The organism is Pelagicoccus sp. SDUM812005, from assembly GCF_031127875.1.
GTDB lineage: Bacteria > Verrucomicrobiota > Verrucomicrobiia > Opitutales > Opitutaceae > Pelagicoccus.
In genome coordinates, this window is the sequence record NZ_JARXIA010000001.1 from 628,371 (window position 1) to 653,244 (window position 24,874).

Genomic DNA, 24,874 nt, shown 5'->3' on the forward strand with positions numbered 1-24,874 from the left:
ATGTTAATCAAAAGCATATTTGGCGGTAAGTCGGAGATGACGGAAGCGGGCTCCAAGAAGTGCCCGGTCGTCTTGATGACCCGCATTCGCCTTGCCCGCAACTTGTCGGACACGCCGTTTCCGGGGTGGGCCAAAGAGTCGCGCCGCAAGGAAGTCCTTGAGACATGTTTGCCCTCCGTGGCGTCGCTAGGACAGATGAAGCGCGGCATCAGCGCGGAAATTTCTTCCCTGTCGGACTTGGAGCGGCAGATCCTGGTGGAGCGCCACCTGATCAGCCGCGAGCTTTCGAGCAACGCGGACGCGGCAGGGGTGGTGATCAGCAAGGACCAGTCGATTTCGGTCATGATTAACGAGGAGGACCACTTGCGCATCCAGGTGATCAAGTCCGGCTATCGTTTCAAGAGCGCTTGGGGCGTGATCGACGCCATCGACACGGCCTTGGAGGAGCAGCTCGATTTCGCCTTTTCGCAGAAGCTCGGCTACCTGACCGCCTGCCCGACCAACGTGGGCACGGGGATGCGGGCGTCGACCATGATGCACTTGCCGGCCCTGGTGATTTCCAGCCAGATGGAGAAGGTGGTGCGAGCGGTCAACCAGCTCGGAATCGCGGTGCGCGGCTTGTTCGGCGAAGGCTCGGACGCGAGCGGCAGCATTTTCCAGATTTCGAATCAGACCACGCTGGGCGAGTCGGAGGAGGAGATCGTGAAGCGGCTTTCCTCGGTCCTGCGTACTATCATCGACCAGGAGATGAACGCTCGCGAAAAGATCTTGGAGAAGGATCCGAACAAGCTCTACGACAAGATCGGACGAGCGTACGGGATCCTGCAGAACAGCCATTTGCTCACCTCCTCGGAGTGCATGAACTTGGCCTCGCTGGTGCGTTTCGGCGTCGATCTGGAGATGTTTCCGGAGAAGACGCGGAACATCGTGGACCGAATGTTCATCGAATGTCAGCCGGGGCACGTCCAGTACCATGCGGGCGACGAGATCGAATCCGGCGCTCGCGACGAGTTCCGGGCGGCCTACATGCGCAAGCAATTCGAAAACGTGGCGCGTCCCTTATTTAATCTTCACGAAACGTCCACTGAGGACGATACCCCAAAATCAGATCCCGAACAGGAGGCAGAATAACGCTTTATGGAACCAATGAACAATTTCACTCCGCGCGCCCAGCAAGTCCTTGCCCTGGCCCGTAAGGAGGCAGATCGCTTTCACCACAACTACGTCGGCACGGAGCACATCTTGCTCGGCTTGATCAAGCTCGGCCAGGGCGTAGCGGTAAGCGTTTTGCAAAAGATGGGTCTCGATCTCGAGACGGTGCGCAGCGCGGTAGAGAAGCAGGTTGGCTCCGGGCCGGAAGGCAAGGCGGCTGGCAGCATTCCCTACACGCCCCGCGTGAAGAAGGTTTTGGCGCTCGCCGGCAAGGAGGCGAAGGCCCTGAACCATAGCTACGTGGGCACGGAGCACATCCTGCTCGGACTCCTGCGCGAAGGCGAAGGCGTGGCAGCCCGCGTATTGAAGTCGCTCGACGTCGATATCGAGCGCACCCGCAACGAGATCCTCCGCGAGCTCGATCCCCAGTTTTCCGGCGAGACCGAAGAAGCGGTCGCTCCCGGCCGCAGCCAAAACCAGGAAGAGAAGAAGGAGGCCAAGACGCCTGCTCTCAAGGCTTTCGGTCGCGACTTGACGGAGCTCGCTCGCAAGGGCGACCTCGATCCGGTGATCGGCCGCAAGTCGGAGATCCGTCGCGTCATCCAGATCCTTTGCCGCCGCACCAAGAACAATCCGGTGCTGATCGGCGAAGCGGGCGTGGGCAAGACCGCTATCGTGGAAGGCCTCGCTTTGGAGATTTCCAGCGGCGTGGTGCCGGAGATCCTCTTGGACAAGAAGGTCATCACCTTGGACCTCGCTCTCATGGTGGCCGGTACCAAGTACCGCGGCCAGTTCGAAGAGCGCATCAAGGCGGTGATGGACGAGATCAAGCGGGCCGGTAACGTAATCATTTTCATCGACGAGCTGCACACCATCGTGGGCGCCGGAGCGGCGGAAGGCGCTATGGACGCGTCCAACATCTTCAAGCCGGCGCTTTCCCGCGGCGAGCTGCAGTGTATCGGCGCCACGACGCTGAACGAGTACCGCAAGTTCATCGAGAAGGACAGCGCCCTCGATCGCCGCTTCCAGAGCGTCAAGGTCGAGGCTCCGAGCATCGAAGACACGGTGCTCATCCTGAAGGGGATCCGCGGCAAGTACGAGGAGCACCACAAGGCCGTCTTCACAGACGAATCGTTGGTGGCCGCGGCCAAGCTTTCCGAGCGCTACATCACTTCCCGCTTCCTGCCGGACAAGGCCATCGACGTGATGGACGAAGCCGGTTCGCGGGCCCGTATCGCCTCCCTCAACCGTCCGCCGGAGATCGAGACTTTGGCCAAGGAAGTGGACGAGGTCTGCGCCAAGAAGGAAGACGCGATCAGCAAGCAACATTTCGAAGAAGCGGCTAAGTTCCGCGACGAGGAAAAGCGTCTCCGCAAGCAGCAGGAAGACGTGCTCGAGGCATGGAAGACCAGCCGCGAGGAGAACCGCATCACCATTGACGAGGAGGACATGCTGAAGGTCGTTTCCGACTGGACCGGCGTGCCGCTGCAGCGTCTCGAAAAGAAGGAGACCGAGCGTCTTCTCCAGCTCGAGAAGGAGTTGCAGGAAACGGTTATCGGCCAGGACGAAGCCTGTGTGGCGATCTCCAAGGCCTTGCGCCGCAGCCGCGCGGACCTGAAGGATCCGAAGCGTCCGATTGGTTCGTTCATGTTCCTTGGGCCGACCGGTGTCGGCAAGACCTTCCTGGCTCGCACGCTGGCCGAGAAGATGTTTGGCGACCGGGATGCGATCATCCAGGTGGACATGTCCGAGTACATGGAGAAGTTCTCCGTATCGCGCATGATCGGCTCGCCTCCAGGCTACGTCGGTCACGAAGAGGGCGGACAGCTCTCCGAGCAAGTTCGCCGCAAGCCGTACTCGCTGGTGCTCTTCGACGAAATTGAAAAGGCTCACCCGGACGTCGTGCAGATCATGCTGCAGATCTTCGAGGAAGGCCACCTCACGGACAGCTTGGGTCGCATCATCGACTTCCGCAACACGATCATCATCATGACCACAAACGTGGGCGCCAGCGTGATCCAGAAGCAGACCACGATGGGCTTCGGAGCGGCGACGAACTTGTCGGACGACTTCGAAGGCACGAAGGCCAAGGTCATGGACGAGGCCAAGAAGGTGTTTAAGCCTGAATTCCTCAACCGTATCAACGACCTGATCGTCTTCCACAGCTTGGCTCGCCACGACTTGGTGAAGATCGTCGACCTCGAAATTGCTAAGCTGCAGAAGCGTCTCGACGACAAGGACATCAAGATGACCTTGGAAGACGACGCGAAGGAGCTGCTCATCGACGAAGGTTACGACGAAAAGTACGGGGCCCGCCCGCTGCGTCGCTCGATCGAGCGATTCCTCGAGGATCCTTTGGCGGAAGCGCTGCTCGGCGGCCAAGTCGAAGAAGGAGACAACATTCTCGTGATTCGCGACGGCAAGGAGCTGAAGTTCACCAAGGCGGCTGACAGCGAAACCGAAGAGGTGCCATCCGAGTCGGAGAAGTAGTCCAAGCCTCGAAACTAGTTTCAACGGGAGACCGCAGTACTCGAACGAGGCTGCGGTTTCCTTTTGGCGAGCGAGGGCGTTTCGCAGGGGAGGGAAATCGTCTCTCGATGGCTTTGGCGCTCCGAGAATCCGCTCTTTTTTGCATACGAACCCTTTGCTCGTGCCGTAGATAGATTATATCGGGCGTCCGCTGCGAGCGGATCGCTCCGATCGAAAACAGAATGAACAGCCGCCGTATCGCTCCTTTTGCCTGGGCGCTCCTGCTTGTCGGGAGCGTTGTGTGGTGGGCATGGCTGCGCGAAGCCGATCCGGAAGCGCCGGAGGGTCTCGCGAGGGAGGAAGTTTCCGCGAGCGCGCAGGGACCGGAGGTCGAGGCGGAACCGCTGGCGACGTCGCCACGCGGCGAGGATGAGCAAGCGGTTGGCAGCGTCCCGACCCTGGCTGACCTACAGGGGCTGCAGAGCCGTTGGGCAGAGCGCTATCCCGAGGCGCGGCTGGTGGAGGTTCGGGTCGTTCGCTCGGAGGAGGGCTTTTGGAGGCGACAGCATTTGCTGGAGCGAAGGGGTGCCCGCCTGCCTTGGGTGCTGTGGGAAGATAAGCTGCAGCGGGAGGCCAGCGGGGAATGGGGCAGTTCGGGCTACGTCGCCCATGTGGGAAACGTGATTTTGGTGGAGGCGGCCCCGGAGCTTGTGCCAGAGGCGGACTTGGCTGCGTTTCTGAGCGAGAACGGCTTGTTTATCGAGCGCGACTCCTCGCTTTCGGATTACCTTTGCCTTGGGTTTGGGGCGCCGTCGCTAGGGCGGATCGAAGCTTTGCAGGCGCTGTTTCGGGAACGGTTTCCAGGGGCCTTGGCTGAATTCGATACCTTGAGCTTTCCCAGCGCGACGCCGAGCGATTGGGACGCATCGCGGATGTGGGGCTTGGACCAGATTGGGGCTCGGGATGCTTGGGAATTCGAGACGGGGGCCGCTGCAGACGAAGTGGTGATCGCCGTTATCGACACCGGCATGCAGCGAACGCATCCGGATTTGGCGGCGAACCTGTTTCGCAATCCACGCGATTCCACCAGCAACGGGGCGGACGAGGATGGAAACGGTTTAGTGGATGACGTGAGCGGTTGGGACTTTTTCGACGACGATGCCGATCCTCAGGACGACGACGGGCACGGAACCCATGTGGCGGGAATCGCCGGGGCGGTTGGGAACAACGGCAGCGGAGCGGTAGGCGTGAGCTGGGGAGCGCGGATCCTGCCCTTGAAGGTTGGGGATGCGGATGGATTGCGAACCTCGGCAATCAACGACGCCTTAACCTATGTTCGTTTTCTCAAGCAAGCCGGTATCAATATTGTGGCTACGAACAATTCCTATGGGTCGGGCGCGGCCAACGCGTCGACTCGGAGCGAGATTCGAAAACATGAAGAGCTAGGCATCCTCTTCGTGGCGGCTTCTGGAAACGAAGGGAGAAACATAGACCTTTCGTCCGATTCCCTAGAGTATCCAGCCGGCTACGATTTGGATAATATCATTTCGGTGGGCAGTTCGAATCAGGAGGATACGCTGAACCTGTCGTCGAACTACGGAGCGGTTAGCGTGGATATTTCGGCACCCGGCAGCGATATTTATTCGACGTATCCAGATGGTGATTACGAGTTCTTGTCCGGTACCTCGATGGCGTCGCCGATGGTGGCCGGCGCCATCGCGCTGCTCGCTCAAAACCAGCCGCAGCTCACGGCGGGCGAGTTGAAGGCTCGGATTTTGGATACGGCGGATCCGGTCGGTTCCCAGAACGGGCGAACCGTGACCGGCAAGCGCTTGAACCTGTTGGCAGCCTTGAAGCCAGAGCTGGGCGGGCACTTTCTGGAAGTCAGCAACGTCCGGGATGCGATGGTGCTGGTGGAGGAAGCTGGGACGGAAGTCGTTTTTGAGTTGTCCGCTTGGGAGGACGCGATTCTGGGAGCGGAGCTGCTCTCGGGGGCTAGCGTGGGAGAAGTACGTGAAGTGGAGAAGGGCGTTTTTCGCTTTAGGACCCTGGCGAAGGGCCAGGCTCGCTTGAGGTTTACGGCGAGCTTGTCCGGGCTGGTCCGCTTCGAGGAGCGATCGGTCGTGGTGGGGGTGCGCGAGCCTGTCAGCTCCGGTCTGCAACGCCATTACGCCTTCGAAGGGAGCGGTAGCGTGGAGCCGGATTTGGCTGGCGGCAGCAACGGGTCGATCTCGGGGGCGACGCGAACGCAGGGCGAGTACGGGAGGAGTTTGGAACTGAATGCGGCGAACGAGCGGATGAGCTTCGACGCGGCCTTCAGCGATGTGGTGACCATCGCGGCCTTGGTTCGCTCCGACGACATGAGCGTGAGTCCGCATCCTCGCATCGTGAACATGCCCTACTATTACCTCTATTTCTCGTCGGGCGAAGGCTTGGAGTATCCGGATGGCAACCGGCAAACCCTGAAGTTCTTTTCCAACTACACGAGCTTTGGCGTCTGGAACACGCCGCCGCGTTCCGTTAAGGACGATCAGTGGTATTTTCTGGTTGGTACCTACGACAGTACCGATCTTTTGAATACGCCTAGTTTGTTCGTCAACGGTCGCGAAGAGGTGGTGAGGTTGCAGCAGGCGCCGGAAGGGGCGATGGTAACGTCTCCAGGCTTGTCCTATGTCGGTAACAACGATGTTGGCGATCGCTCCTTTGAGGGCTTGATAGCGGATGTTCGCATTTACGATCGAGCCCTGGGCGCGGATGAGGTGGTGCAGCTCGGCGCTTCCTTGATGCAGGATCGCTGGAGCGGCGTTGCGATTGAGGCGCCGCAATCGGTTGTGCGGGAGGAGCTCGCGACCTTGCAGCTTTCTGGTTTGGAGAACAGTGGCGGCTTGCAGGTGGATTGGTATTTCGATCGAGAGGGAGCTCTCGATTTTTCGGAAAGCGGCGGCCCGACCGTTGAGGTGAACTTTGCGGCAGAGGGGATTTATTTGGCGCGAGCCCAGGTGTCGGACGGGGTGGCGACTCGGGTTATCGAAAGGGAGATCGAGGTTTGGGATGGTCGATTGACGGAGGGGCACTACTTGGGGCGTTCGGACGAGGGCGGAATGGCTTGGTTGGAAGTGGATGCGTCTTTGGAGTTTGGATACGCAACGGTGTTCGATGCGGAGTCTGGCTTCTATCGGGTGCGGGAGCTGGTTCACTTCGGCGAGCGGGGCGAATTCGAATCGGCAGAGGAGTCTTCGGGGAAGCTGAGCGGGGTTGCCTTGAGGCAATTTAAGCTGGAGGTGCTAGGCGAGGGCCTGACGTTTGGAGGCGAGCTGCAGGCGGTTCCGAGTTCCAATTCGCCTTTTGCGGGGAGCTATGCGGGCGGAGGAATTGGGGCGCCGGGAGATTCGGCGCGCTTGGAGGTTCTTCCCGATGGAAGGACGTTTCTGTGGCGGGAAGGGCCGGATGCGGATCTGGCGTTTGGATCGCTTGGGATTGATGGCGGACTGTTGCATGTGTCCGCTTCCGGCGCGCCGGTGGAGTTGACGATCGATGCGGGCAGCGGTTCGGTCCGGGGGACTTGGGCAGGGCAACCGATGTTTTTGAAGGAAGAGGGTCTCGGTAGCTCGGCTGTTTTGAAAGGCGGCCTAGTTGGCGGCTATCCGAGCGGGAGCGGGGCGGCCGGCATGTATTCTGAGTTCTTGCAGCAGGAGGTTTTGACTTTGGAAAACCTTAGAGCGGGCGCCCTTGCGGGTGAGGCTCGTTTGCCGGCGGAGTTGGGGCCCTTCGTGCTGCTTGGTGCCAAAGGAGAGTCCTTGAGGATGGCTGGCGATAAGGGGCGGACTGCGGTGGCCGCTTCGGTGGCGGCAGCGGTCCAGTCGGGAGCCTTGAGTTTGGATGCCAAGATCGTGCGCGGAATCCGGCTGCAGACTCCCATTTCCAAGACGGGGAGCGGTTTGATCGCCTTTTCGGTTGAAGGCGAGGAGCCTTTGGAGGTTCTGGTCCGCGGCTTAGGTCCCTCTTTTTCGGTGTCCGGGGCCGAGGACCCGAAGATTTCGCTCTACCGATTGGAAGGTGGGGCGGCGGTAAGGCTGGCTCCCAACGACGATTGGCGGGACGGGGCCCTGTTTTCCGGGGAGGGCGAGAGCGCCCAGGGGGCGTTTCGAGCCTTGGCGAGCGGCTTCGAGCAGCTGGAATTATCGCCTTTGGCGGACGAGGCGAAGGATGCGGCGCAGCGCGTTTGGCTGGAAGCCGGTAACTATGTGGTGTTGATCGAGCTGGCGAATGGGGTGGCGGGAAGCGCCTTGTTGGAGGTATTGGCCCTGTAGAAAGCGCTAGCGCGGCGGTGTTGCATTCTTCGCGCTTAGTCCTATGGGTTTCGCTGCATGTTCGTAGACGAAACCAGAATCATTGCCCAAGCGGGTGACGGCGGGAACGGCTGTATCAGCTTCCGCCGCGAAAAATACGAGGCCTTCGGCGGCCCCAATGGAGGGGACGGCGGCAAGGGCGGTGACGTGATTCTCGAGGGTACCAACAACGAGAACAACCTCATCAAGTACCGTTTCCAGCAGCATTGGAACGCGGAGCGCGGGCAGCACGGCATGGGATCGGACCGGATCGGCAAGTGCGGCAAGGACGCGGTTTTGCTCGTTCCGCTGGGGACTATCGTCATGGACAACCAGACGGGCCAGGTATTGGCGGAAATTTTGGAAGTCGGCCAGCGGGTCCGTTTGCTCAAGGGCGGAAACGGCGGCTGGGGCAATGCCAAGTTCAAGAGTTCGGTCAATCGTGCCCCGCGTCGGGCCAATCCCGGCGATCCTGGCGAAAAGGGAGAGTTCAAGCTGGTGCTCAAGAGCATCGCGGATGTGGGCTTGGTCGGCTATCCGAACGCGGGCAAGTCGACCTTGACGAACATGATCACCAACGCTCGCCCCAAGATGGCTCCGTACCCGTTTACGACGCTGCACCCGGGCATTGGCGTGATCGAGTATCCGGACCGTTACGAGCGCCTGCAGATGGCCGATATTCCGGGAATCATCGAGGGCGCTAGCGAAAACCGCGGCCTCGGGCATCGCTTTCTGCGTCACATCGAGCGCTGTTTCGTGCTCACCTTTATCATCGATATGTCCGGCATCGACGAGCGGGCGCCTTGGGACGACTACTCGCAGCTGATCGCGGAGCTGGGCGCCTACGACAAGAGCCTGCTGGAGAAGCCGCGCATCGTCTTGGCCAATAAGATGGACGAGGAGTCGGCCGTAGAGAACCTCAAGGAATTCCGTAAGCGCCACGATGTAGTGGTGCAGCCGATCTCCTGCTTGTCGGAGGAAGGCATCCCAGAATATAAGGAACTTCTCTGGGAAAAGGTGGCAGAAGCTAAAGCTAGTGCGAAAGAATCCGAGATAGTGGAGAGCGAATCCGCGAACGACGACTCGGAATCACATTAGTACCAGTTTCTCCCACTTAAACCATGGCCAGTCTTAAGCCACTCATAATGCGTGCAAACCGCCTGCTCGGAGCGAGCTTGGTGGAGCGTGGCCTCGTTAGCATCGAGGCCCTCGACGCTGCGAATGAGCGCTTTCTCGAGCTTCTTTCGAATGCTTCGGGTGAGCTGCGCTTGAGCTTGCTATCGATTCTGATCAACGAGAAGCAGAGCGTGCAAGAAGGCAAGCTCATGGAGCATCTCGTTGAGGAAGAAGGTCTTGGCATTATCGACGTGCGAAATATGGAGGTGCCGGAAGAATTGGTTTCCGCCACTGATCGCGCCGAATGCTGGGCCACTTGGTCTGTACCATTCGATTTGGTAGAGGACACCCGCTACATCGCGACTGCCTACTACATGAGTCCAGCCGTTCGCGCTTTTTGGGAGCAAAAGATTTCAGGCAATATCGTCTGGTTCGCCGCTCCCTTGGAGACGATTTCGGATTATCTGGAAACTCAAGAGGCAGAGGAGGCCAAGGCCGCGATGGTTGCGAGCTAGTCCTGAATGGCGTTAGGTCGACTACAGGCAGGCATCGTAGACCATCTGCACGAGCTCAAGTATCTCGATGCGGAGCAGTCGCAGCTGCTCAAGTCTCGCGAGGAGGAGCTCAGCGGCAGCGCCTTCGACGATCTCTTGCAGGCGGATTACCGGATTTCGCCGCACCAATTAAACGTCGCCAAGGCAAAGACTTACGGCGTCACTCCCATCAACGTTAAGAACGTTGCCATCAACAAGGGGACTTGGGAGCTGCTCGACCAGGAATTTTGCGAAAAGAACCAGGTGGTGCCAGTCAGCGCCTACGGTCGCTACATCGCGGTCGCCTTGGCCAATCCTTTCGAACTGACGGTTACCTCGCGGATTTCCGAGATCAGCAAGAAGACGGTGGTCGCCTTGCTGGCGCCGGAAAGCGACATCAAGGAGATCCTCAAGCAGGATCAGAAGCGGGAGGAAACCCACTTCGAGGATGTGGTGGAAGCGGTCGGCATGGAGTTCGACGAGGGCGAGATCGAGGAAGACGAGGAGGGCCTCGACAGCGAGGAGTCCGCTCCGATCATCCAGCTCGCCAACCGGATCATCGAAGACGCCTACTTTGCGGGCACGTCGGATATTCACATCGAACCGCGCGAGAAGGAGCTTGTGGTTCGTTACCGCATTGACGGAGTTTGCCAGGAGAAGCTGAAGCTGCCTCAGAAGGTGTCCGGCTCTTTGGTGGCTCGCTTGAAGATCATGTCGAACCTCGATATCGCGGAACGCCGTCTCCCGCAGGATGGCCGTATCGTCTTCAAGCAATACACCAAGAAGAACGTCGATATCGACCTCCGCGTTTCGACCGCGCCGCTCAACCATGGCGAAGGCGTGGTGATGCGTATTCTGGACAAGCAGAAGTCGACCTTGCCGATGCCGGCCCTCGGCTTCTCGGAGGAAAATCTCGCTCGCTACCGCGAAGTGATCCAGCAGCCGTACGGCATGATCTTGCACTGCGGACCGACCGGTTCGGGCAAATCCATGACTTTGTATTCGGCTCTCAACGAGATCAACGATCCCAGTTTCGTCATCCGTACTGCCGAAGACCCGATCGAGTACACGCTCAACGGGATCAACCAGATGCAGATGAACCGCCAGATCGGTCTGACCTTCGCGAGCGCCTTGCGCGCTTTCTTGCGTCAGGATCCGGACATCATTCTGGTCGGGGAAATTCGTGACCAGGAGACGGCGAACATCGCGGTGGAAGCGGCACTTACCGGTCACTTGCTAATCAGTACCCTGCACACCAACGACGCGCCGAGCACGGTAGCTCGTCTGACGGATATGGGCATCGAGCCCTTCATGATTTCCTCGTCCTTGCTCTGCGTTTGCGCTCAGCGTCTGATGCGCCGCGTTTGCAAGACCTGTCGTATCCAGTACGAGCCGGAAGGCCGAGAGCGCGATGTGCTCGAAGCGGGCATTGGCTGGAGCGGACCCATTTTCAAGCACAACCCGAAGGGCTGTCCCCGTTGCTCGAATACGGGCTACAAGGGGCGAGTCGGTATCCACGAATTGATGACGAGCAGCGAGCAGCTGATCGAGGATATCAACAAGGGGCGGGAAACGGCTGACCTGAAACGTACCGCGGTCAAGTCGGGCATGAAGACGCTGCACCAGGATAGCCTTTTGAAGGTGAAGGACGGGATTTCAACCTTGGCGGAGGCTTTGGCTACGGTGCCGGTCGATATGTTCTAGGGCCTTGCCAGGCCGAAGAAATAGAATCTACTTTACCCCACATGAAGTTTTACCCCGTCGTCGCTCTCCTCGCAGCACTCTTTTTGTCAGCTTGTGGAGACGGACCAGAGCCCGAGTATATGGAGGGGGAGGAACATGCGGCGACCGTGGTCTCTAGCTTCCTGACGGCCTTGCAAGAAGGCGACGAAGAGAAGGCCAAGGCGCTGACGCATCACAAGCCAGACTACATCATTCGAGATTTCGAGCGATGCAGGGAGTACTTTTTCGAGCGGCGTCCCACTGGGAAAACCGTTATGAAAGTCGGGCACGAGCTCTACGCTCGCGAGTGGCAAATCTTTGTGGACATGCAGATCAACTACGGATCGCAAATGAAGCAGCTCCACTTCGTGCTGGGCCCGGGAGAGGTACCGAAGGTCCGCGGAGTGACTCCGATCGTGCCGGACCTACGGTAGCGGTGGTAAGGGGACGCGCTTCGCTCCTACTCCTTAATCGCTTTCGCTGCGGCGAGGAGAAGGTCGCCTGGGATGCGATCCTTGTAGTTCGGATTTACGTAGGAGAAAGCGATTTCGTTGTCAGGCGTTACGATGAAAACGGCTGGAGCGGGCAGGCGATCCTTGTTGAGGCCGCCCGAGTTCTTGGCTAGGTCGATGCCGTAGCCCTTGTACTTGAGCAAGGTCGGCTTGTTGAGGGAAAAGTCGATGCCGAAGCCTTCGATGGCGGCGAATCCGCTATCTGAATACAAAGAGTAAGGAAGGTCTCCGTCCTTCTCGATGCTGGCGAGCATCTCAGGGGAATCCGGGCTGATGCCGATGATCTGGTAGCCGAGCTCGAGGAACTGGGACTCCGCTTCGGCAAGCTCCTGCAGGTGGGTGCTGCAGTAGGGACACCAGCCGCCGCGGTAGAATACGACGATGCTGTACTTGTCTTTCAGCAGGGAGGGAAGGAATTGCTTGGTTCCCGTTTCGTCTACGACGTCGACCTTAGGAGTCTTTTGTCCGATGAGCAGAGGAGTGACCTCGTCTGCGTTTCGCGCTTGGGCGAATGGGAGGCTTGCGATGCAGCAAAGTAGGAAGGCTAGTTTTCTCATGTCTGATAATTCTCTAGGAAGGGGAACGGTCGAAGCCCGATTTTATTCCAAAGAAATTTCGGGCTGCGACCTTTCCGCGCGATTCCTAGGAGCGCAGACAGTCGAGGCGCTGGGCGATTTCCATGAATTTGTAGATCAAGTTGGCTACGAGGAAATCGGGGGCGTGCTGTCCGGCTTGCGGCGCCAGCTCCACGAAGTCCGCGCCGAGCAGCTTGCGTCCCTTCAGGGCTCGTTCCAATCCGTCGATCGCTTGGTACCAATTCAGGCCGCCGGGCACGGGGGTGCCGGTGGACGGCATGATGGAGGGATCGAGGCCGTCCACGTCGAAGGTGATGAAGACGTGTTCGGGAAAGTCGTCCGGGAGAAGTTGCTCGGGGTAGCCTTTCCAGTAGAGGTCGGCGGCGTCGAGGTAGGTGACGCCGCGTTCGATACGGCGATCCGCCTCCTCCTTGCACAGGGCGCGAACGCCGATTTGGTGGAGTGGGATGCCCAGGTCGGTACAGCGTTCCATGACGCTGGCGTGGCTGTATAAGTTTCCTTGATACGCGTAGCGCAGGTCGGCATGGGCATCGAACTGAACGATGCCGAAGGGGATATCGAGCTCGGCGCAGGCTTGGACGGGACCAAGCGTCAGGGCGTGTTCGCCGCCGAGCAGGATGGGGCACTTGTTGATGTTGAGAGCCGCTCGGGTGGCGACTTTGATATTCTCGATGACGTTGGCTGCGGGGGCGTTGCAGTTGACGGGATCGGCGGTGAAGATGCCGGCGTCGCCCGGGAAGGACCCGTCGAGCCAGTGCTCCAATTGCACGGAGGAGTGGAGGATAGCGTTCGGCCCATTGGCCGTACCGCCGCCGTAGGATACGCTCGTTTCCCAGGGGACGGGAATGATATGGAAGGCGGCGTCGTGCATGTTGGACGGCTCGATGTCGTCCGAATGAAAGGCGGGTGGGTTTTTGTAAAGATCGTTTGGCATATGGGTGGGCTCGTTCTAACTGATCGATTCGAAACTGAGAAGCGAGGTGATCACTAGCAAAGAGAATCGACGAAAAAAGCCTAACTGAACGTTAGGCTTTAGTTGGTCGTAGTAGTAACTTGAGCGACTACCTCCTCTTGTGGGTAAGCCGTCTGGCGGCTATCAACGAACTCAATGCGATGAGACCGAGTAACGACGTGGAGCCAGTGTCGGATACTCCTTGATTGTTAGTCTCGAAATTGTAGGTCGTGCTATTTCCGTCTTTCCAGGTCAATGTGACGTTATCGGCGAATGCGTGGTAGTCGGAACCTACCGAGGAGCCAGCTCCCACGCTAATGCCCGCGATATAGGCTGTTGGGGAGTAGATGGACTGCCATTCAGATATATCGCGATCGTATATCAATGTGGAGCCGATTCCGGCCTGGTATTGCCAAAAGTTGTCGGATCCGCCTGTGGTATACCAATCACCTTTCGTTACGCTGCCGATAGCGTTGTAAGCGCCTTCCCAGATCAGTTCGCTTCTTTGTGCACCGTCCCACAAATGCAGTCTCAGGGCGGGCGTATAATTGAGACCGAGGCTTGAAATGCTATCTAGAGCAACGCTCCAATCGAAAGTGAAGGAGGAGAGGTTGGATAGTAACCCGAGATTAGAAGAGGGGTCATAGAAGTTTCCTAGGCCTACGAATCTGGTACGGTCCCCAAATAATTCGACCGAACCGTTTCCAGATCTAGGGCTAGTGTTTGTGATGCTCGATGAACCTCCACCTCCGTTTTCGCCAGAAGGATTGCCCCAATCTGTGGAACTTGGGGTTATGGTTACGACGACTGCTTGTAAGGTCGCGCAGGCGAAGATTGCGGCGAATGCGAGCGAAGCAATATGGGTTGTTTTCATTCTTACTCAGTGGGTTTAGGGTTTTGATTCGTGCCACTTGGCACGAATCAAAGCAGGCAAGTGCTGCGCCAGCGGAGCGTCCCAATTCGCTGCTGTTTACGGAAGTCGCTTTGAGTGAACTTCTTCCGTTTATACCCCGTTATGCTGTACCGTAAAGCGTGTAGGAAAATAGCGTAATCAATTGTTACGCCTGTCAGAATTATGGACGAACCTGCCCGACTTCATTCGTGTGGAGAGCGGCCGCTTCGCTCTCTAGCCGTTTCTAGGAGAGGCGGTTGCGGTAGTCCTCGTATCCAAATTTTCTTACGACTTTGAGTTCTTGGGCTTCTGGGTCCCAGGTCGCGATGGCGGGATGCTTGATGCCGTTGAAGGTGCTGGTCTTGACCATGGTGTAGTGGGCCATGTCGAGGAAGTAGAGGCGGTCGCCGGGGGCGAGTTCCTGGTCGAAGGAGTAGTGGCCGATCATGTCGCCCGCGAGGCAGGAAAGTCCGCCAAGGCTGTAGGTATGGGCTTTTTCGCCGGCTTCCCCGGCGTCGACGATTTCCGGGCGGTAAGGCATTTCCAGCACGTCGGGCATGTGGCAGGTGGCGGACAGGTCCAGCACGGCGATGGGGGGAGCTTCGTCGATGACGTCGAGGACGGTGGCGACGAGCACGCCGGTGTTGATGGCCATGGCTTCGCCCGGCTCGAGGTAGACCTCGAGGTGCGGATAGCGCGCCTTGAAGGCTTTGAGGATGCGAACCAGGCGATCGCGGTCGTAGGTGGGGGAGGTGATGTGGTGGCCGCCTCCGAAATTGACCCATTTCATCTGTGAGAGCAGGTCGCCGAACTTTTCCTCGAAGTGCACGAGGGTGCGTTCGAGCGTATCCGAATTTTGCTCACACATAGTGTGGAAGTGGAGTCCTTCGACTTGGGAAAGGTCCTGACCGTCGAGAGCGGGGCGGCGGATGCCGAGGCGCGAGCCGGCGACGCAGGGATTGTAGATATCCGTTTCGACTTCGCTGTATTCAGGATTTACGCGCAGGCCGCAGGAGACTTTTCGCTGGGCCGATCGAACGGCGGCTTGGTGCTTCTGGAACTGGGAAACGGAGTTGAAGGAGATGTGGTGAGCGAACTGCAGGACTTCCTGCATATCCTCGTCGGTGAAGGCGGGCGCGAAGCAGTGCACTTCCTTGCCGAATTCCTCGGCTCCGAGCTGCGCTTCCCACGGTCCGCTGGCGCAGACGCCGGCCACGTAGTCGCGCATGAGCGGGAAGACGCTGTGCATGGCGAAGCCTTTGAGGGCGGCGAGGATCTTGGCCCCGCTTTGCTCCTGCACGGATTTGATTAATTCCAGGTTGGAGCGAAGTCGCGCGAGGTCGACGACGTAGGCTGGCGAGGGCGTTTCCGGAGGAAGCTCCGGATCGTAGTGGATGATATGATCCATGCTGGCTTTTTGTTTGAACCACAAAAGGCACAAGAATCACAAAAAGCGGAGCCGGTACGGCTCGATTTTGTGACTTTTGCGCCTCTTGTAGTAAATCCTGTTTAGACGAGGACTTCGGGCTTCTTGTCGAGCCACTGTTCGGTCCAGGGGAGGCCTTGGACGTTGAGTTGCTCCATGAAGGGGTCTGGGTCGAATTGCTCGACGTTGAAGACGCCTTTGCCGCGCCACTTGTCGGTGAGCATCATCTTGGCTCCGATCATGGCGGGAACGCCGGTGGTGTAGCTGATGGCTTGGGAGTTTACTTCCGCGAAGCAGGCTTCGTGGTCGCAGATGTTGTAGAGGTAGTAGTGCTTGCGCTCGCCGTTCTTGTGGCCGTCGGCCACGATTCCGATGCAGGTGCGGCCCTTGGTGGATTCGCCGAGGGATCCGGGATCGGGCAGGACTGCCTTGAGGAATTGGAGCGGGATGATTTCCTGGCCGTTGTAGATGACGGGGTCGATTCGAGTCATGCCTACGTTTTCGAGTACCTTGAGGTGGGTGAGGTACTGCTGGCCGAAGGTCATCCAGAAGCGCATGCGCTTGATGTCCGGGAAGTTCTTGGTGAGCGACTCCATTTCCTCGTGGTACATGAGGTACATGTCCTTGGGGCCGATGCCGTCCGGGAAATCGAATACGCGCTTTTCGGAGAGCGGTGGGGTTTCCTTCCATTCGCCGTTTTCGAAGTAGCGGCCGTTGGCGGTGACTTCGCGGATGTTGATCTCCGGATTGAAGTTGGTGGCGAAGGCTTTGCCGTGGTCGCCGGCGTTGCAGTCGATGATATCGAGGGTGTCGATGGTGTCGAAGTGGTGCTTTTTGGCGTAGGCGGTGAAGATGTTGGTCACGCCGGGGTCGAAGCCGGAACCGAGCAGGGCCATGATACCGGCGTCCTTGAAGCGGTCGTGGTAGGCCCATTGCCAGCTGTACTCGAACTTCGCTTCGTCGCGGGGCTCGTAGTTGGCTGTATCCAGATAGTCGGTACCAGTTTCCAAGCAAGCGTCCATGATGGCGAGGTCTTGGTAGGGGAGCGCGACGTTGAGAACGAGGTCGGGCTGGAAGTCCTTGATGAGGGCGACGGTCTCGGCGGTGTTGTCGGCGTCGACTTGGGCGGTATGGATTTCGCTGTCGATCTGGTCGGCGATCTTGTCGCAGCTGCTTTTGCGGCGGCTCGCGAGGCAAATTTCGCCAAATACGTCACGGTTCATGGCGCACTTGTGGGTGACTACACTTCCGACGCCGCCGGCGCCGATGATTAGGACTTTTTTGCTCATAGTAGAGGGAATGGTAGGTTGTCGCGTTACGCCTGTGGATAGCGGTGCAAAGTCGGCTCGTTTCTCAGGGAATGACGCTGAAGGATCAAGCGCTTTGTGCGATGGGATTCGCGAGGGCGGTCTGGCGGGCGCTGCGGGGGCTGGGTGGAGAGATTTCTCTAGCCGGGAGCGGATCGCCTTGGAGGAAGAAAGGTGGGCGATGTGGCCAAGGGCTCTATTTACTCTGCTTTGGCTTTCGTGATATTCTTGAAGTTCTCAGGATCGCCCAGAGGAACTGGGAATCGCCAAGAACAACGAAAGGATCGATCATGGATTTTCCTCCTATCATTAAACTCATTAGCTCTACCTTCGACGAGTGGTTCCAGCGCAAGGCGGAGCAGTCGTCGGCGCGGGCTCCGGCTGCCGCCGTTACGGAGGCGGGCATGGGAGGTAAGTCGCAGCAGGGGACGGGTCCCGAACCTGCGGCGGCGAGGGGCAAGGAGCAGGTGGGTAGGCTTCTCGATACCTTCGCCTAGGGCGTGCGTTTTTTTTGTCACATAAGCGAGTCGCCAGCGATTATTGCTGGCGGCTCTTTTTGTGCCGGGAGTGTTGGGGGCGCTTAGATTTTGGGGGCGTGGGGCTGGCTTTGGGGGGAGCGCTGCAGGGCGCGCTGGATGGCGTCTTTGAGCTTGGGACGTTCCAGCGGTTTGGTGAGGAAGTCGCACATGCCGGCTTGTTGGGCGATGCTGCGGTCGGAGTCCGACGATTTGGCGGTGACGGCGAGGATGGGCGGCGTGGCGTCGCCGTTTTCGCGGCGGAGGCGCTTGGCACATTCGACCCCGTCCATGCCGGGCATCTGGATGTCCATGAGGATGACGCGGTATTTTTTCCGGGCGACGGTTTGGCAGGCGAGTTCGCCGTTGTTGACGAGGTCGTAGCTGTAGCCGAGCCGCCGCAGCATCATGGCGGTGACTTGTTGGTTGATGGGATTGTCTTCGACGAGCAGCACGTCCTTGGCGTCGCCGGTGATGGAGCTGTTGCCCGAATAGTTCGTGGGCTGCGGCTGGGGTGGAAGGGGGAGCGGGCCCGCGAATTGCGGGACGCTCTTTTCGAAGGCGTCGGCTTCTGCGGGAGTGGCGATCTTGGCGGCGATGGAGAAGGAGAAGGAGGAGCCTTGTCCTGGCTGGCTGGATACGGCGATATCGCCGTTCATTTGGTTGACCAGTCGTTTGCTGATGGCGAGTCCGAGTCCGGTGCCGCCGTACTTGCGGGTGTTGGAGGAGTCGATCTGGCTGAAGGCTTTAAAGAGGCGTTCCATCTTGTCCTCCGGAATGCCGAGCCCGCTATCGACCACCGTGTACTGGAGGGCGACTTTCTGGCGGGAGCTCTGGGTGGCGAGCAGCTTGACGGAGATTTCGCCGTGCTCCGTAAACTTGAGGGCGTTGCCGATGAGGTTGATGAGGACTTGCTTGACGCGGGTGGGGTCGCCGATGACGACTCGCGGAAGATCGGGCGAGATTTCGGTCTTCAGGAGCAGGCCTTTTTCTTCGCAGGAGCGCCGGAATAGCTGAATGACGTCGCTCACGGTTTGGGAGGGGGAGAAGGGGATTTCTTCAAGCTCGATCTTGCCGGCCTCGATTTTGGAGAAGTCGAGGATGTCGGCGATGATGGCCACGAGGGATTGGCCGCTGGAATGGATGGCCCGGAGCATCTCGAATTGCTCTCGCTCGAGGGGGGTGGCGAGCAGGTGGTCGGCCATGCCGATGATGCAGTTCATCGGGGTGCGGATTTCGTGGCTGACCATTGCGAGGAACTCGCTTTTGGCGAGGTTGGCCTTTTCGGCGCGTTTCTTGAGTTCGCGTTCGCTGAGGAAGGCGCCGTGGATTTGGATGTTTTTGTCCCGGAGGGCTCGAGTTTGGATGGCTACCTTTTCTTCGAGCAGATGCTGCCGACGCATGAGCTTGGTATGCCTCAGGCGGATGAGCAGCATGACGAGGAGGACGAGGCAGGCTGCGTAGAGGAAGTAGGCGGGAAGGGTGCGGTAGATGGGATTGGCGACGGCGATGGCGATGCTGGTGGCGGGGCTTTTCAGGCCGTTTTCGCTGATCGCTACGATTTCGAAGCGGTAGTCTCCGGCGGGGAGTCGGTCGAGGTTGACGACGGAGCTGTTGATCGGCTCGCTCCATTGCTCGCTTTCTCCGGCGAGGCGATAGCTGTACTTGATGCCTCCGGTGTTTTGGTAGTAGGGGGTGCTGAGCTGGATCTGGATGCTGTTTTGCGCCGGGTCGAGGACGCTGGGAAAGCGCAGGTCCTTGCGGGCGAAATGGTAGAGGAGCTCCCCTGTGCGGAAGTTGCTGATGGAATTGATTTGGGGAGGCGGGATGGAGATCGCTGCCTGCGGCGAGGAATCGTCGATGCGAGCCAGCACTTTGCGGGTGATTAGCCAAGCGGTATCGCCTCCGTCCTCGAACTGGATTTCGTCGAGTTGGAGGTTGCTGAGGTGGTTGAGGGTGTGGAAGTCGGGCAGGAAGCTGCCGTCCTCCTGTTTTCTCAGAATGACGGGGTTTTCGTTGGAAATGGCCCAAAGATCCCCTTTGGGGGAGAAGGCGGGGCGGGTGAGCTTTTTGGTGTTTCGGGGGATGAGGGCGTTGATATCGGTCGCTATTTCGAAGCGTTCCTTGGTTCGGTCGAAGCGGAGCGGTCCTTTGCGAGTAGAGAAGAGGACTTCGTCTCCGTTGCGCCAGATGGGGATCCATTGGTCGGAAGTAATGCCGGAACTGGGATCGTATTCGGTGTAGGAGTAGGTGTCGCCCGTTTTCGTGATGCGGCCGATGTTGGCGATCCCGCGTTCCAGCCAGTAGTCGCCTTGGGCGTCGTCCAGTATCTTGTTGTAGCGCCCCGTGGTTTCGACTTCGGCGACGACCCGCAGCTCGTTTCCTTCGAATTGGGTGAAGTAAGTGCGGTTGGGGTCGGCGAGGATGATCTTTTGCGGAGTGGCGAATCGGGTTGCCTGCAAGCGGTAGACGTTGGGGATGTCGAGGAGGCGGCGAGGGGGCTGGTCTTCCGCTAGCAGGTAGATGGCTCGGTTGGTCGAGGCTAGGATGGCTTTGCCGAATTGGGAGATTTCGTAGACGGTTTGACCTGCTAGGGCGGGGTAGGGCTCGAAGTGGGAAAGGTTGTTCGAGTCGTTGTAGGCGCCGCGGTACAGCTTTCCGTTCGAGCGAATAATCATGGTTTCGCCCAGCCGGGCCATGTCGAAGTAGTTGAGGGGGACGTTGAGCCGCTGGTCGATGTAGGAGACGGGGCGGGAGGCTTGGATTTGCACAACCCCGTCGGAGAGGGTGACCCATATGGACTTGTCCGGCGCGACCACGATGCTGCCGCAGTCGAGGAAGCGGTGGTCGAGCCGCTTGTTGAGGTTCAGGATGGAGCGGCCCTCTCGGTTTAGGAGGTGCAGTCCGCTCTCTACGAGGGTGACCGCTAGGGTTTCCTCGTCGATGCGCTGCATGTCGTTGGCCCAGCCGGCGCCTGTGGCGCCCTCCAGATCGTCGTCGATGTCTTCGAAGGTTTCTCCGTCGAAGAGCATGAGCCCGTGCAGGGTGTTGAAGACAGCCGCTCTCTGTTCGTCCCAGGGGGCGGAACGAACGTTGCGGCCCTCGTTGGCGAGCTGGGCTACGGAGTCCGGCAGGGTGACGATTCGATCGCCGTCGATTCGGTGGAAGCCGCTTTCGCTGGAGACGTAAAGGTTTCCTGCGAGCGGGAAGATAAGGTCGATATAGTTGAGGTCGAAGAGGTGGCTGCCTTCGTTCGGGTGCCAGCGGACGAGGTGGTTGATCCCTTTGAAGTACACGTATTGGCCGACGAATGCGATTTGGTCGAAGTATTCGATCGAGGTGGCGGCCTGTTCCTCCTGATTCGAGAAGTACTCGACTTCGTAGCGTCCTTGATCGTCGACTTGGAGGCGTCCCCAGTAGCCGAGTCCGCCGGCATAGAGCTGGCCGTCCGGGCCTTGCTCGATGGCGATGAGGTCTTCGTTGGAGCGGCGGTGGGGAGTGGAGATCCGTTTCCATTCGGTGCCGTCGAAGCTGGAGAGTTCGCCTTCGCTGGAGTAGAGGATGCGGCCGTTGGTATCGAGCGAGACGAAGCGGCTGCCGCGGGTGGTGCCGATTTCTTGGGTGGAGTGGATGCGGAAATCCGGGAGGCCGAGCTCGGTCTTGGGGCCGGGTTCAGCGCTCAGTCTTGCCGGCCCGAGGAGCAGGGCGCCGAGCGCTGCGAGCAGGGCGAGCGTTTGCCTGCCACGGCGTAGGGTGGCAATTCTGTTTATAGACGGAGGCATGCGGCGAGAGTGGATGGAACTCTGCCAAAGGTACGGCACATCCTTCGTTGATCAAGGCTAGGCTCGAATGGCTTCGGGGATACCGCGTTTTGCTGTGGAGCCGCTCACTCCAGCCCGAGCTTCTTGAGCTTCGGGGTGATGACGGCGCGGCAGTAGGGGTAGCTCTTGTTGAGCTCGTAGTACTCCTGGTGGTAGTCCTCCGCGACGTAGAAAGTGCTGGCGGGGCTGATTTCGGTGACGATCGGTCGGGAAAACTTTCCGGAGGCCATCGCTTTGGCCTTGGAGGCTTCCGCGATGGCTCGTTGCTCTTCGTTTTCGTAGAAAATGGCGGAGCGGTACTGGGTGCCGACGTCGGCTCCTTGCCGGTTAAGGGTCGTGGGATCGTGGGCTTCCCAGAAGAAGTCGATGAGGGTTTCGAGATTGGTGAGCTTCGGGTCGAACTTGATTTGTACGACTTCCGCATGCCCGGTGGTGCCGGTGCAGACCGCCTTGTAGGTCGGGTTCTTGACGCTTCCGCCCATGTAGCCGCTGACGGCGGATTGGACTCCCTCGAGGCGCTGGTAGACGGCCTCGACGCACCAGAAGCAGCCGGCGCCCAGAGTGATGGTTTCAAGTTCCGCGGATTCTGAAGGATCGTTAGCCATAAGGGAGCTAGATAGAAGGTGGATGCCGAGGGCAAGGGCGAGTCGTTTAATCATGGTGGGAAATTGGGGGTCTTGGGCTTTGTTCAAAGAGCGCGGCTGGGCCCCGTTTATTCCCGTAAAACGATTCCGAGGCGATTTTCATTGCCACAAATTCGCTCTCCGCAAGTCTCAGCGGTTCCCCGCTTTTAGGCATTAAGAGTATCTAGATTTTAACTACATGAACTTGCAGAGAATAGCCCTCGACCAAATCGACATCTACTCCGGCACGCAGACGCGCGTGGCGACCAACGACGAAGCCGTATCCGGCTACGCGGAGGACATGAAGCAGGGGGCCCAATTTCCGCCGATCGTGCTGTATTTCGACGGGTCCAAGTACTATTTGGCCGACGGTTTCCATCGCTTCCTGGCGGCCAAGCGTATCGAGGAGCGCGACATCGAGGCGGAGGTTCGCGAAGGCTCTCGTACGGACGCCTTGGTGGCGGCGCTTGGCGCCAACGCGACCAACGGGCTCTATCGCACCAATGCGGACAAGCGCCACGCCGTCGAAATCGCCCTCGAAGAATGGACCGGCCACTCGAACGCCTACCTGGCGGACATTTGCAAGGTTTCCATCGAGCTGGTGCGTCGGGTGCGCAAGGCCATGGGCTTGGACCATCCCGACAAGGTGATCGGCAAGGACGGCAAGAGCTATCCGACCGGCATCGAGAAGACGGCGCGTCACGGCGGGGAAGAGCGCGAGAAGAACGACGGCAGCTCCGGCGAAGGCGCGGGAGCGGGCGGCGGTGGCGGCGCTCCCTCGAAGAAAAACGCGAACTATTCCGATACCTCGGGCGGTACCCGCAACGAAATCGAGGAAGAGGCGCGTAGCATGATTCGCAACGGGGAGATGGATCCGCGCGAGCTCGACACCCTGCCGACGGCGATCCCCAACGACTACGCAGTGGCGGCGATCGGCATTCTCGACCGCATGAAAAAGGACGACCCGAAGTATCCGGCCGCCATCGAGCGGATCGAGAAATGGGTAATGCAGCGCAAGGCGGAGCTGCTGGTCGGGGCGGAATCCTAGCCCTTAACGCAAGTTTTTATCGGTAGCTGATGCAAAGATCTTGCGTTAGCACGATTTTCGTTGGATTGGGTTAATCCATGGAAGCGACAATGCAGAGCGTGGATACGAAAAAATGGGATGTAATGGGCATCGGCCTGTCGGTGCTTTGCGCGATCCATTGTCTCTCGGTTCCTTTCTTGATGGGGGTGCTGCCGCTGGTCGGTCTCGACTTCGTGGCGGACCACGAGTTCGAGTGGGTGATGATGAGCATCATTTTTGTGGTCGCTGGCGTGAGCTACTTCAACGGTTACCGGCGCCACGGGAAGAAGGCGATTTTCGTCTTCCTAGCGATCGGAGTGGTGATCTTTGCAGGCATTCGCCCGCTTTTGGCGGAGGAGTTGCATCCTTTGGCGACCATCGTCGGCGGTGTGGTTTTCGTGCTTGGGCACTGGAAGAACTGGCACTGGCACAAGCCCACCTGCAAGAAGCCTTGCTGCGCTCACGAGACTCACGGCTAGGCGATTTTCGCCGCGCGTGACTTTGCGGATATCGGAGCTTGTTGAAGGCTCCGCGGTTCCTTAGTTTAGCCCCCAGAAAAGGCTTATACTATGGATTTAGTACCGCTGGATTATCGGATCGAAACGGAGCGCTTGACGCTGCGAATGTCTCAGCCGGACGAGACCGACTTTGTCTGGGATGCGACGCGCTATGCCGGCTTCAACGACGGCATGATGTGGAACAAGCCCGAGAGCAAGGAGGAGCTGGACGCCTTCGTGGGCAACGTGCCGGAGCGTTGGCGTTCGGGGGACGGCTACTTGTTTACCTTTCGGGACAAGACGTCGGGCCAGCCGCTGGGCCGCATCGTGATCGAACGGCGCTGCGGCGGTTGGAACGCCGGCTTCTGGACCCACCCCAAGTATCAGGGAGCGGGATACGCTAGCGAGGCGCTGGCGGCGATTTTAGAGTTCGCCTTCGAGACGCTTGGCCTGAATCAGGTGAGCGCCTGTCACGCGGACTGGAATATAGCCAGCCGCACGGTGCTGGAGCGCTGCGGATTCCGTTTCAAGGTGCACATCGAAGAGGGCTTCGAAAAGGACGGCGAGTGGATAGCTCAGGATTCGCTGGCGATTACGCGCGACCAGTGGTTGGCGAATCGTTGCAGCGAAAAGACGGCGTCCTAGCGTCGATGCTTAGCGAGGATACGATCGATGATCTCGCGAATCTCGCGGGCGATGTCGGGCGATAGGTTGTCTTCGGGGATGCCGGCTTCGTCCGCGTAGCGTTTGGCCTTGGCGAGGGCGGCGAAGATTTCCTCGTCGGAGATGTTGGAGCGAAACTGCAGGTCGCGGTATTCCTCGTCGGTACCGCGGTCGAGGATGAAGGGCTCCATCAGCTCCTCGATGGCGGTATCGGGTATCCGCTCTTCGAATACTCCGTAGATGAAGCGGCGAATGGTCAGCATGGCCGCGTCCTTTTGCTCGGGCGTGATGGAATTGCGGTCGAGCGGATCGCCTTCGGCCTGGTAGTAGCGCACGATGCTCATGGCGGGGCTCTGCTCGAGCCCCTCGATGATTTCGATGAGTTCCCTGATGGAGATCTCGCCTTGTTGGAATTGCTCCGTGAGGCGATCGATCTCCGCCTTGAGGGCGGCTTGCTGCTCTGGCGCCAGTCCTGACCTCTCAATCTCAGCGATGACTTCCTTGCGGATTTCGTCGCTGATAACGGTTTTGCCTGAAGTGAAGAGCCAATAGGCTCCGCCTGCGAGGAGCAGGGTGAAGATGGCCACGAGGCCAAAGCAGCCGATCAGGACGGGCTTGCCGAAAATGCTCTTCTTGTGAGGTTCTGCCGAATGGGAACTGAGAGGGGAGGACATGAAGGTTGGA

General features: G+C 59.1%; 19 protein-coding genes. 11 read left to right on the forward strand and 8 right to left on the reverse strand.

Features of this window, described 5'->3' with window-relative positions; all coding sequences use genetic code 11:
• From QEH57_RS02365 to QEH57_RS02395, 7 genes are all read left to right on the forward strand, one after another.
• Positions 1 to 1,131 (forward strand): protein arginine kinase, encoded by a 1,131-nt coding sequence (locus tag QEH57_RS02365; RefSeq protein WP_309005066.1) that lies wholly within the window; start codon positions 1 to 3, stop codon positions 1,129 to 1,131.
• 6 nt (positions 1,132 to 1,137) lie between these two features.
• Positions 1,138 to 3,642, forward strand: coding sequence for an ATP-dependent Clp protease ATP-binding subunit (locus tag QEH57_RS02370; RefSeq protein WP_343224738.1), 2,505 nt, complete (start codon positions 1,138 to 1,140; stop codon positions 3,640 to 3,642).
• 221 nt (positions 3,643 to 3,863) lie between these two features.
• The gene (locus QEH57_RS02375; RefSeq protein WP_309005068.1) at positions 3,864 to 7,931 is read left to right on the forward strand and encodes a S8 family serine peptidase; all 4,068 of its coding nucleotides are present in this window, start codon (positions 3,864 to 3,866) and stop codon (positions 7,929 to 7,931) included.
• Positions 7,932 to 7,988: 57 nt separating this feature from the next.
• Entirely contained in the window at positions 7,989 to 9,047 is a 1,059-nt protein-coding gene (gene obgE / locus QEH57_RS02380; protein ID WP_309005069.1) for a GTPase ObgE, read from the forward strand.
• A gap of 23 nt (positions 9,048 to 9,070) precedes the next feature.
• On the forward strand, positions 9,071 to 9,580 hold the full coding sequence (locus QEH57_RS02385) for a hypothetical protein (RefSeq protein WP_309005070.1): 510 nt from the start codon (positions 9,071 to 9,073) through the stop codon (positions 9,578 to 9,580).
• Between the two features lie 6 nt (positions 9,581 to 9,586).
• Positions 9,587 to 11,302 (forward strand): ATPase, T2SS/T4P/T4SS family, encoded by a 1,716-nt coding sequence (locus tag QEH57_RS02390; RefSeq protein WP_309005071.1) that lies wholly within the window; start codon positions 9,587 to 9,589, stop codon positions 11,300 to 11,302.
• Positions 11,303 to 11,343: 41 nt separating this feature from the next.
• Entirely contained in the window at positions 11,344 to 11,754 is a 411-nt protein-coding gene (locus tag QEH57_RS02395; RefSeq protein ID WP_309005072.1) for a hypothetical protein, read from the forward strand.
• A gap of 26 nt (positions 11,755 to 11,780) precedes the next feature.
• On the opposite strand, the gene QEH57_RS02400 is transcribed toward QEH57_RS02395, so the two are convergent.
• From QEH57_RS02400 to QEH57_RS02420, 5 genes are all read right to left on the reverse strand, one after another.
• Positions 11,781 to 12,389, reverse strand: coding sequence for a peroxiredoxin-like family protein (locus QEH57_RS02400; RefSeq protein WP_309005073.1), 609 nt, complete (start codon positions 12,387 to 12,389; stop codon positions 11,781 to 11,783).
• Positions 12,390 to 12,474: 85 nt separating this feature from the next.
• Positions 12,475 to 13,362 (reverse strand): agmatinase, encoded by an 888-nt coding sequence (speB, locus tag QEH57_RS02405; RefSeq protein ID WP_309005074.1) that lies wholly within the window; start codon positions 13,360 to 13,362, stop codon positions 12,475 to 12,477.
• A gap of 127 nt (positions 13,363 to 13,489) precedes the next feature.
• Positions 13,490 to 14,254, reverse strand: coding sequence for a hypothetical protein (locus QEH57_RS02410; RefSeq protein WP_309005075.1), 765 nt, complete (start codon positions 14,252 to 14,254; stop codon positions 13,490 to 13,492).
• 262 nt (positions 14,255 to 14,516) lie between these two features.
• Positions 14,517 to 15,680 carry a carboxynorspermidine decarboxylase gene (gene nspC / locus QEH57_RS02415; protein ID WP_309005076.1) on the reverse strand — a complete coding sequence of 388 codons (1,164 nt, stop codon included), beginning with the start codon at positions 15,678 to 15,680 and terminating at the stop codon, positions 14,517 to 14,519.
• Between the two features lie 101 nt (positions 15,681 to 15,781).
• Complete coding sequence (locus QEH57_RS02420; RefSeq protein ID WP_309005077.1) at positions 15,782 to 16,987, reverse strand: saccharopine dehydrogenase family protein; 1,206 nt, start codon at positions 16,985 to 16,987, stop codon at positions 15,782 to 15,784.
• 308 nt (positions 16,988 to 17,295) lie between these two features.
• Here QEH57_RS02420 and QEH57_RS02425 point away from each other — a divergent pair, with 308 nt between their 5' ends.
• Entirely contained in the window at positions 17,296 to 17,502 is a 207-nt protein-coding gene (locus QEH57_RS02425; RefSeq protein ID WP_309005078.1) for a hypothetical protein, read from the forward strand.
• A gap of 83 nt (positions 17,503 to 17,585) precedes the next feature.
• On the opposite strand, the gene QEH57_RS02430 is transcribed toward QEH57_RS02425, so the two are convergent.
• Together QEH57_RS02430 and msrA are read right to left on the reverse strand one after the other, a co-directional pair.
• Positions 17,586 to 21,302 carry an ATP-binding protein gene (locus QEH57_RS02430; protein ID WP_309005079.1) on the reverse strand — a complete coding sequence of 1,239 codons (3,717 nt, stop codon included), beginning with the start codon at positions 21,300 to 21,302 and terminating at the stop codon, positions 17,586 to 17,588.
• 104 nt (positions 21,303 to 21,406) lie between these two features.
• The gene (msrA, locus tag QEH57_RS02435) at positions 21,407 to 22,000 is read right to left on the reverse strand and encodes a peptide-methionine (S)-S-oxide reductase MsrA (RefSeq protein ID WP_309005080.1); all 594 of its coding nucleotides are present in this window, start codon (positions 21,998 to 22,000) and stop codon (positions 21,407 to 21,409) included.
• A 163-nt stretch (positions 22,001 to 22,163) separates the two neighbouring features.
• Here msrA and QEH57_RS02440 point away from each other — a divergent pair, with 163 nt between their 5' ends.
• The 3 genes from QEH57_RS02440 to QEH57_RS02450 all read left to right on the forward strand — a co-directional run bounded on the left by QEH57_RS02440 (position 22,164) and on the right by QEH57_RS02450 (position 24,172).
• A complete protein-coding gene (locus QEH57_RS02440; protein WP_309005081.1) occupies positions 22,164 to 23,012 on the forward strand; it encodes a ParB/RepB/Spo0J family partition protein in 849 nt (282 codons plus the stop codon).
• 77 nt (positions 23,013 to 23,089) lie between these two features.
• On the forward strand, positions 23,090 to 23,509 hold the full coding sequence (locus QEH57_RS02445; protein ID WP_309005082.1) for a MerC domain-containing protein: 420 nt from the start codon (positions 23,090 to 23,092) through the stop codon (positions 23,507 to 23,509).
• Between the two features lie 90 nt (positions 23,510 to 23,599).
• Positions 23,600 to 24,172, forward strand: coding sequence for a GNAT family protein (locus QEH57_RS02450; RefSeq protein WP_309005083.1), 573 nt, complete (start codon positions 23,600 to 23,602; stop codon positions 24,170 to 24,172).
• On the opposite strand, the gene QEH57_RS02455 is transcribed toward QEH57_RS02450, so the two are convergent.
• Positions 24,169 to 24,864 carry a hypothetical protein gene (locus QEH57_RS02455; RefSeq protein ID WP_309005084.1) on the reverse strand — a complete coding sequence of 232 codons (696 nt, stop codon included), beginning with the start codon at positions 24,862 to 24,864 and terminating at the stop codon, positions 24,169 to 24,171. The genes QEH57_RS02450 and QEH57_RS02455 overlap by 4 nt on opposite strands.
• Between the last annotated feature and the right edge of the window lie 10 nt (positions 24,865 to 24,874).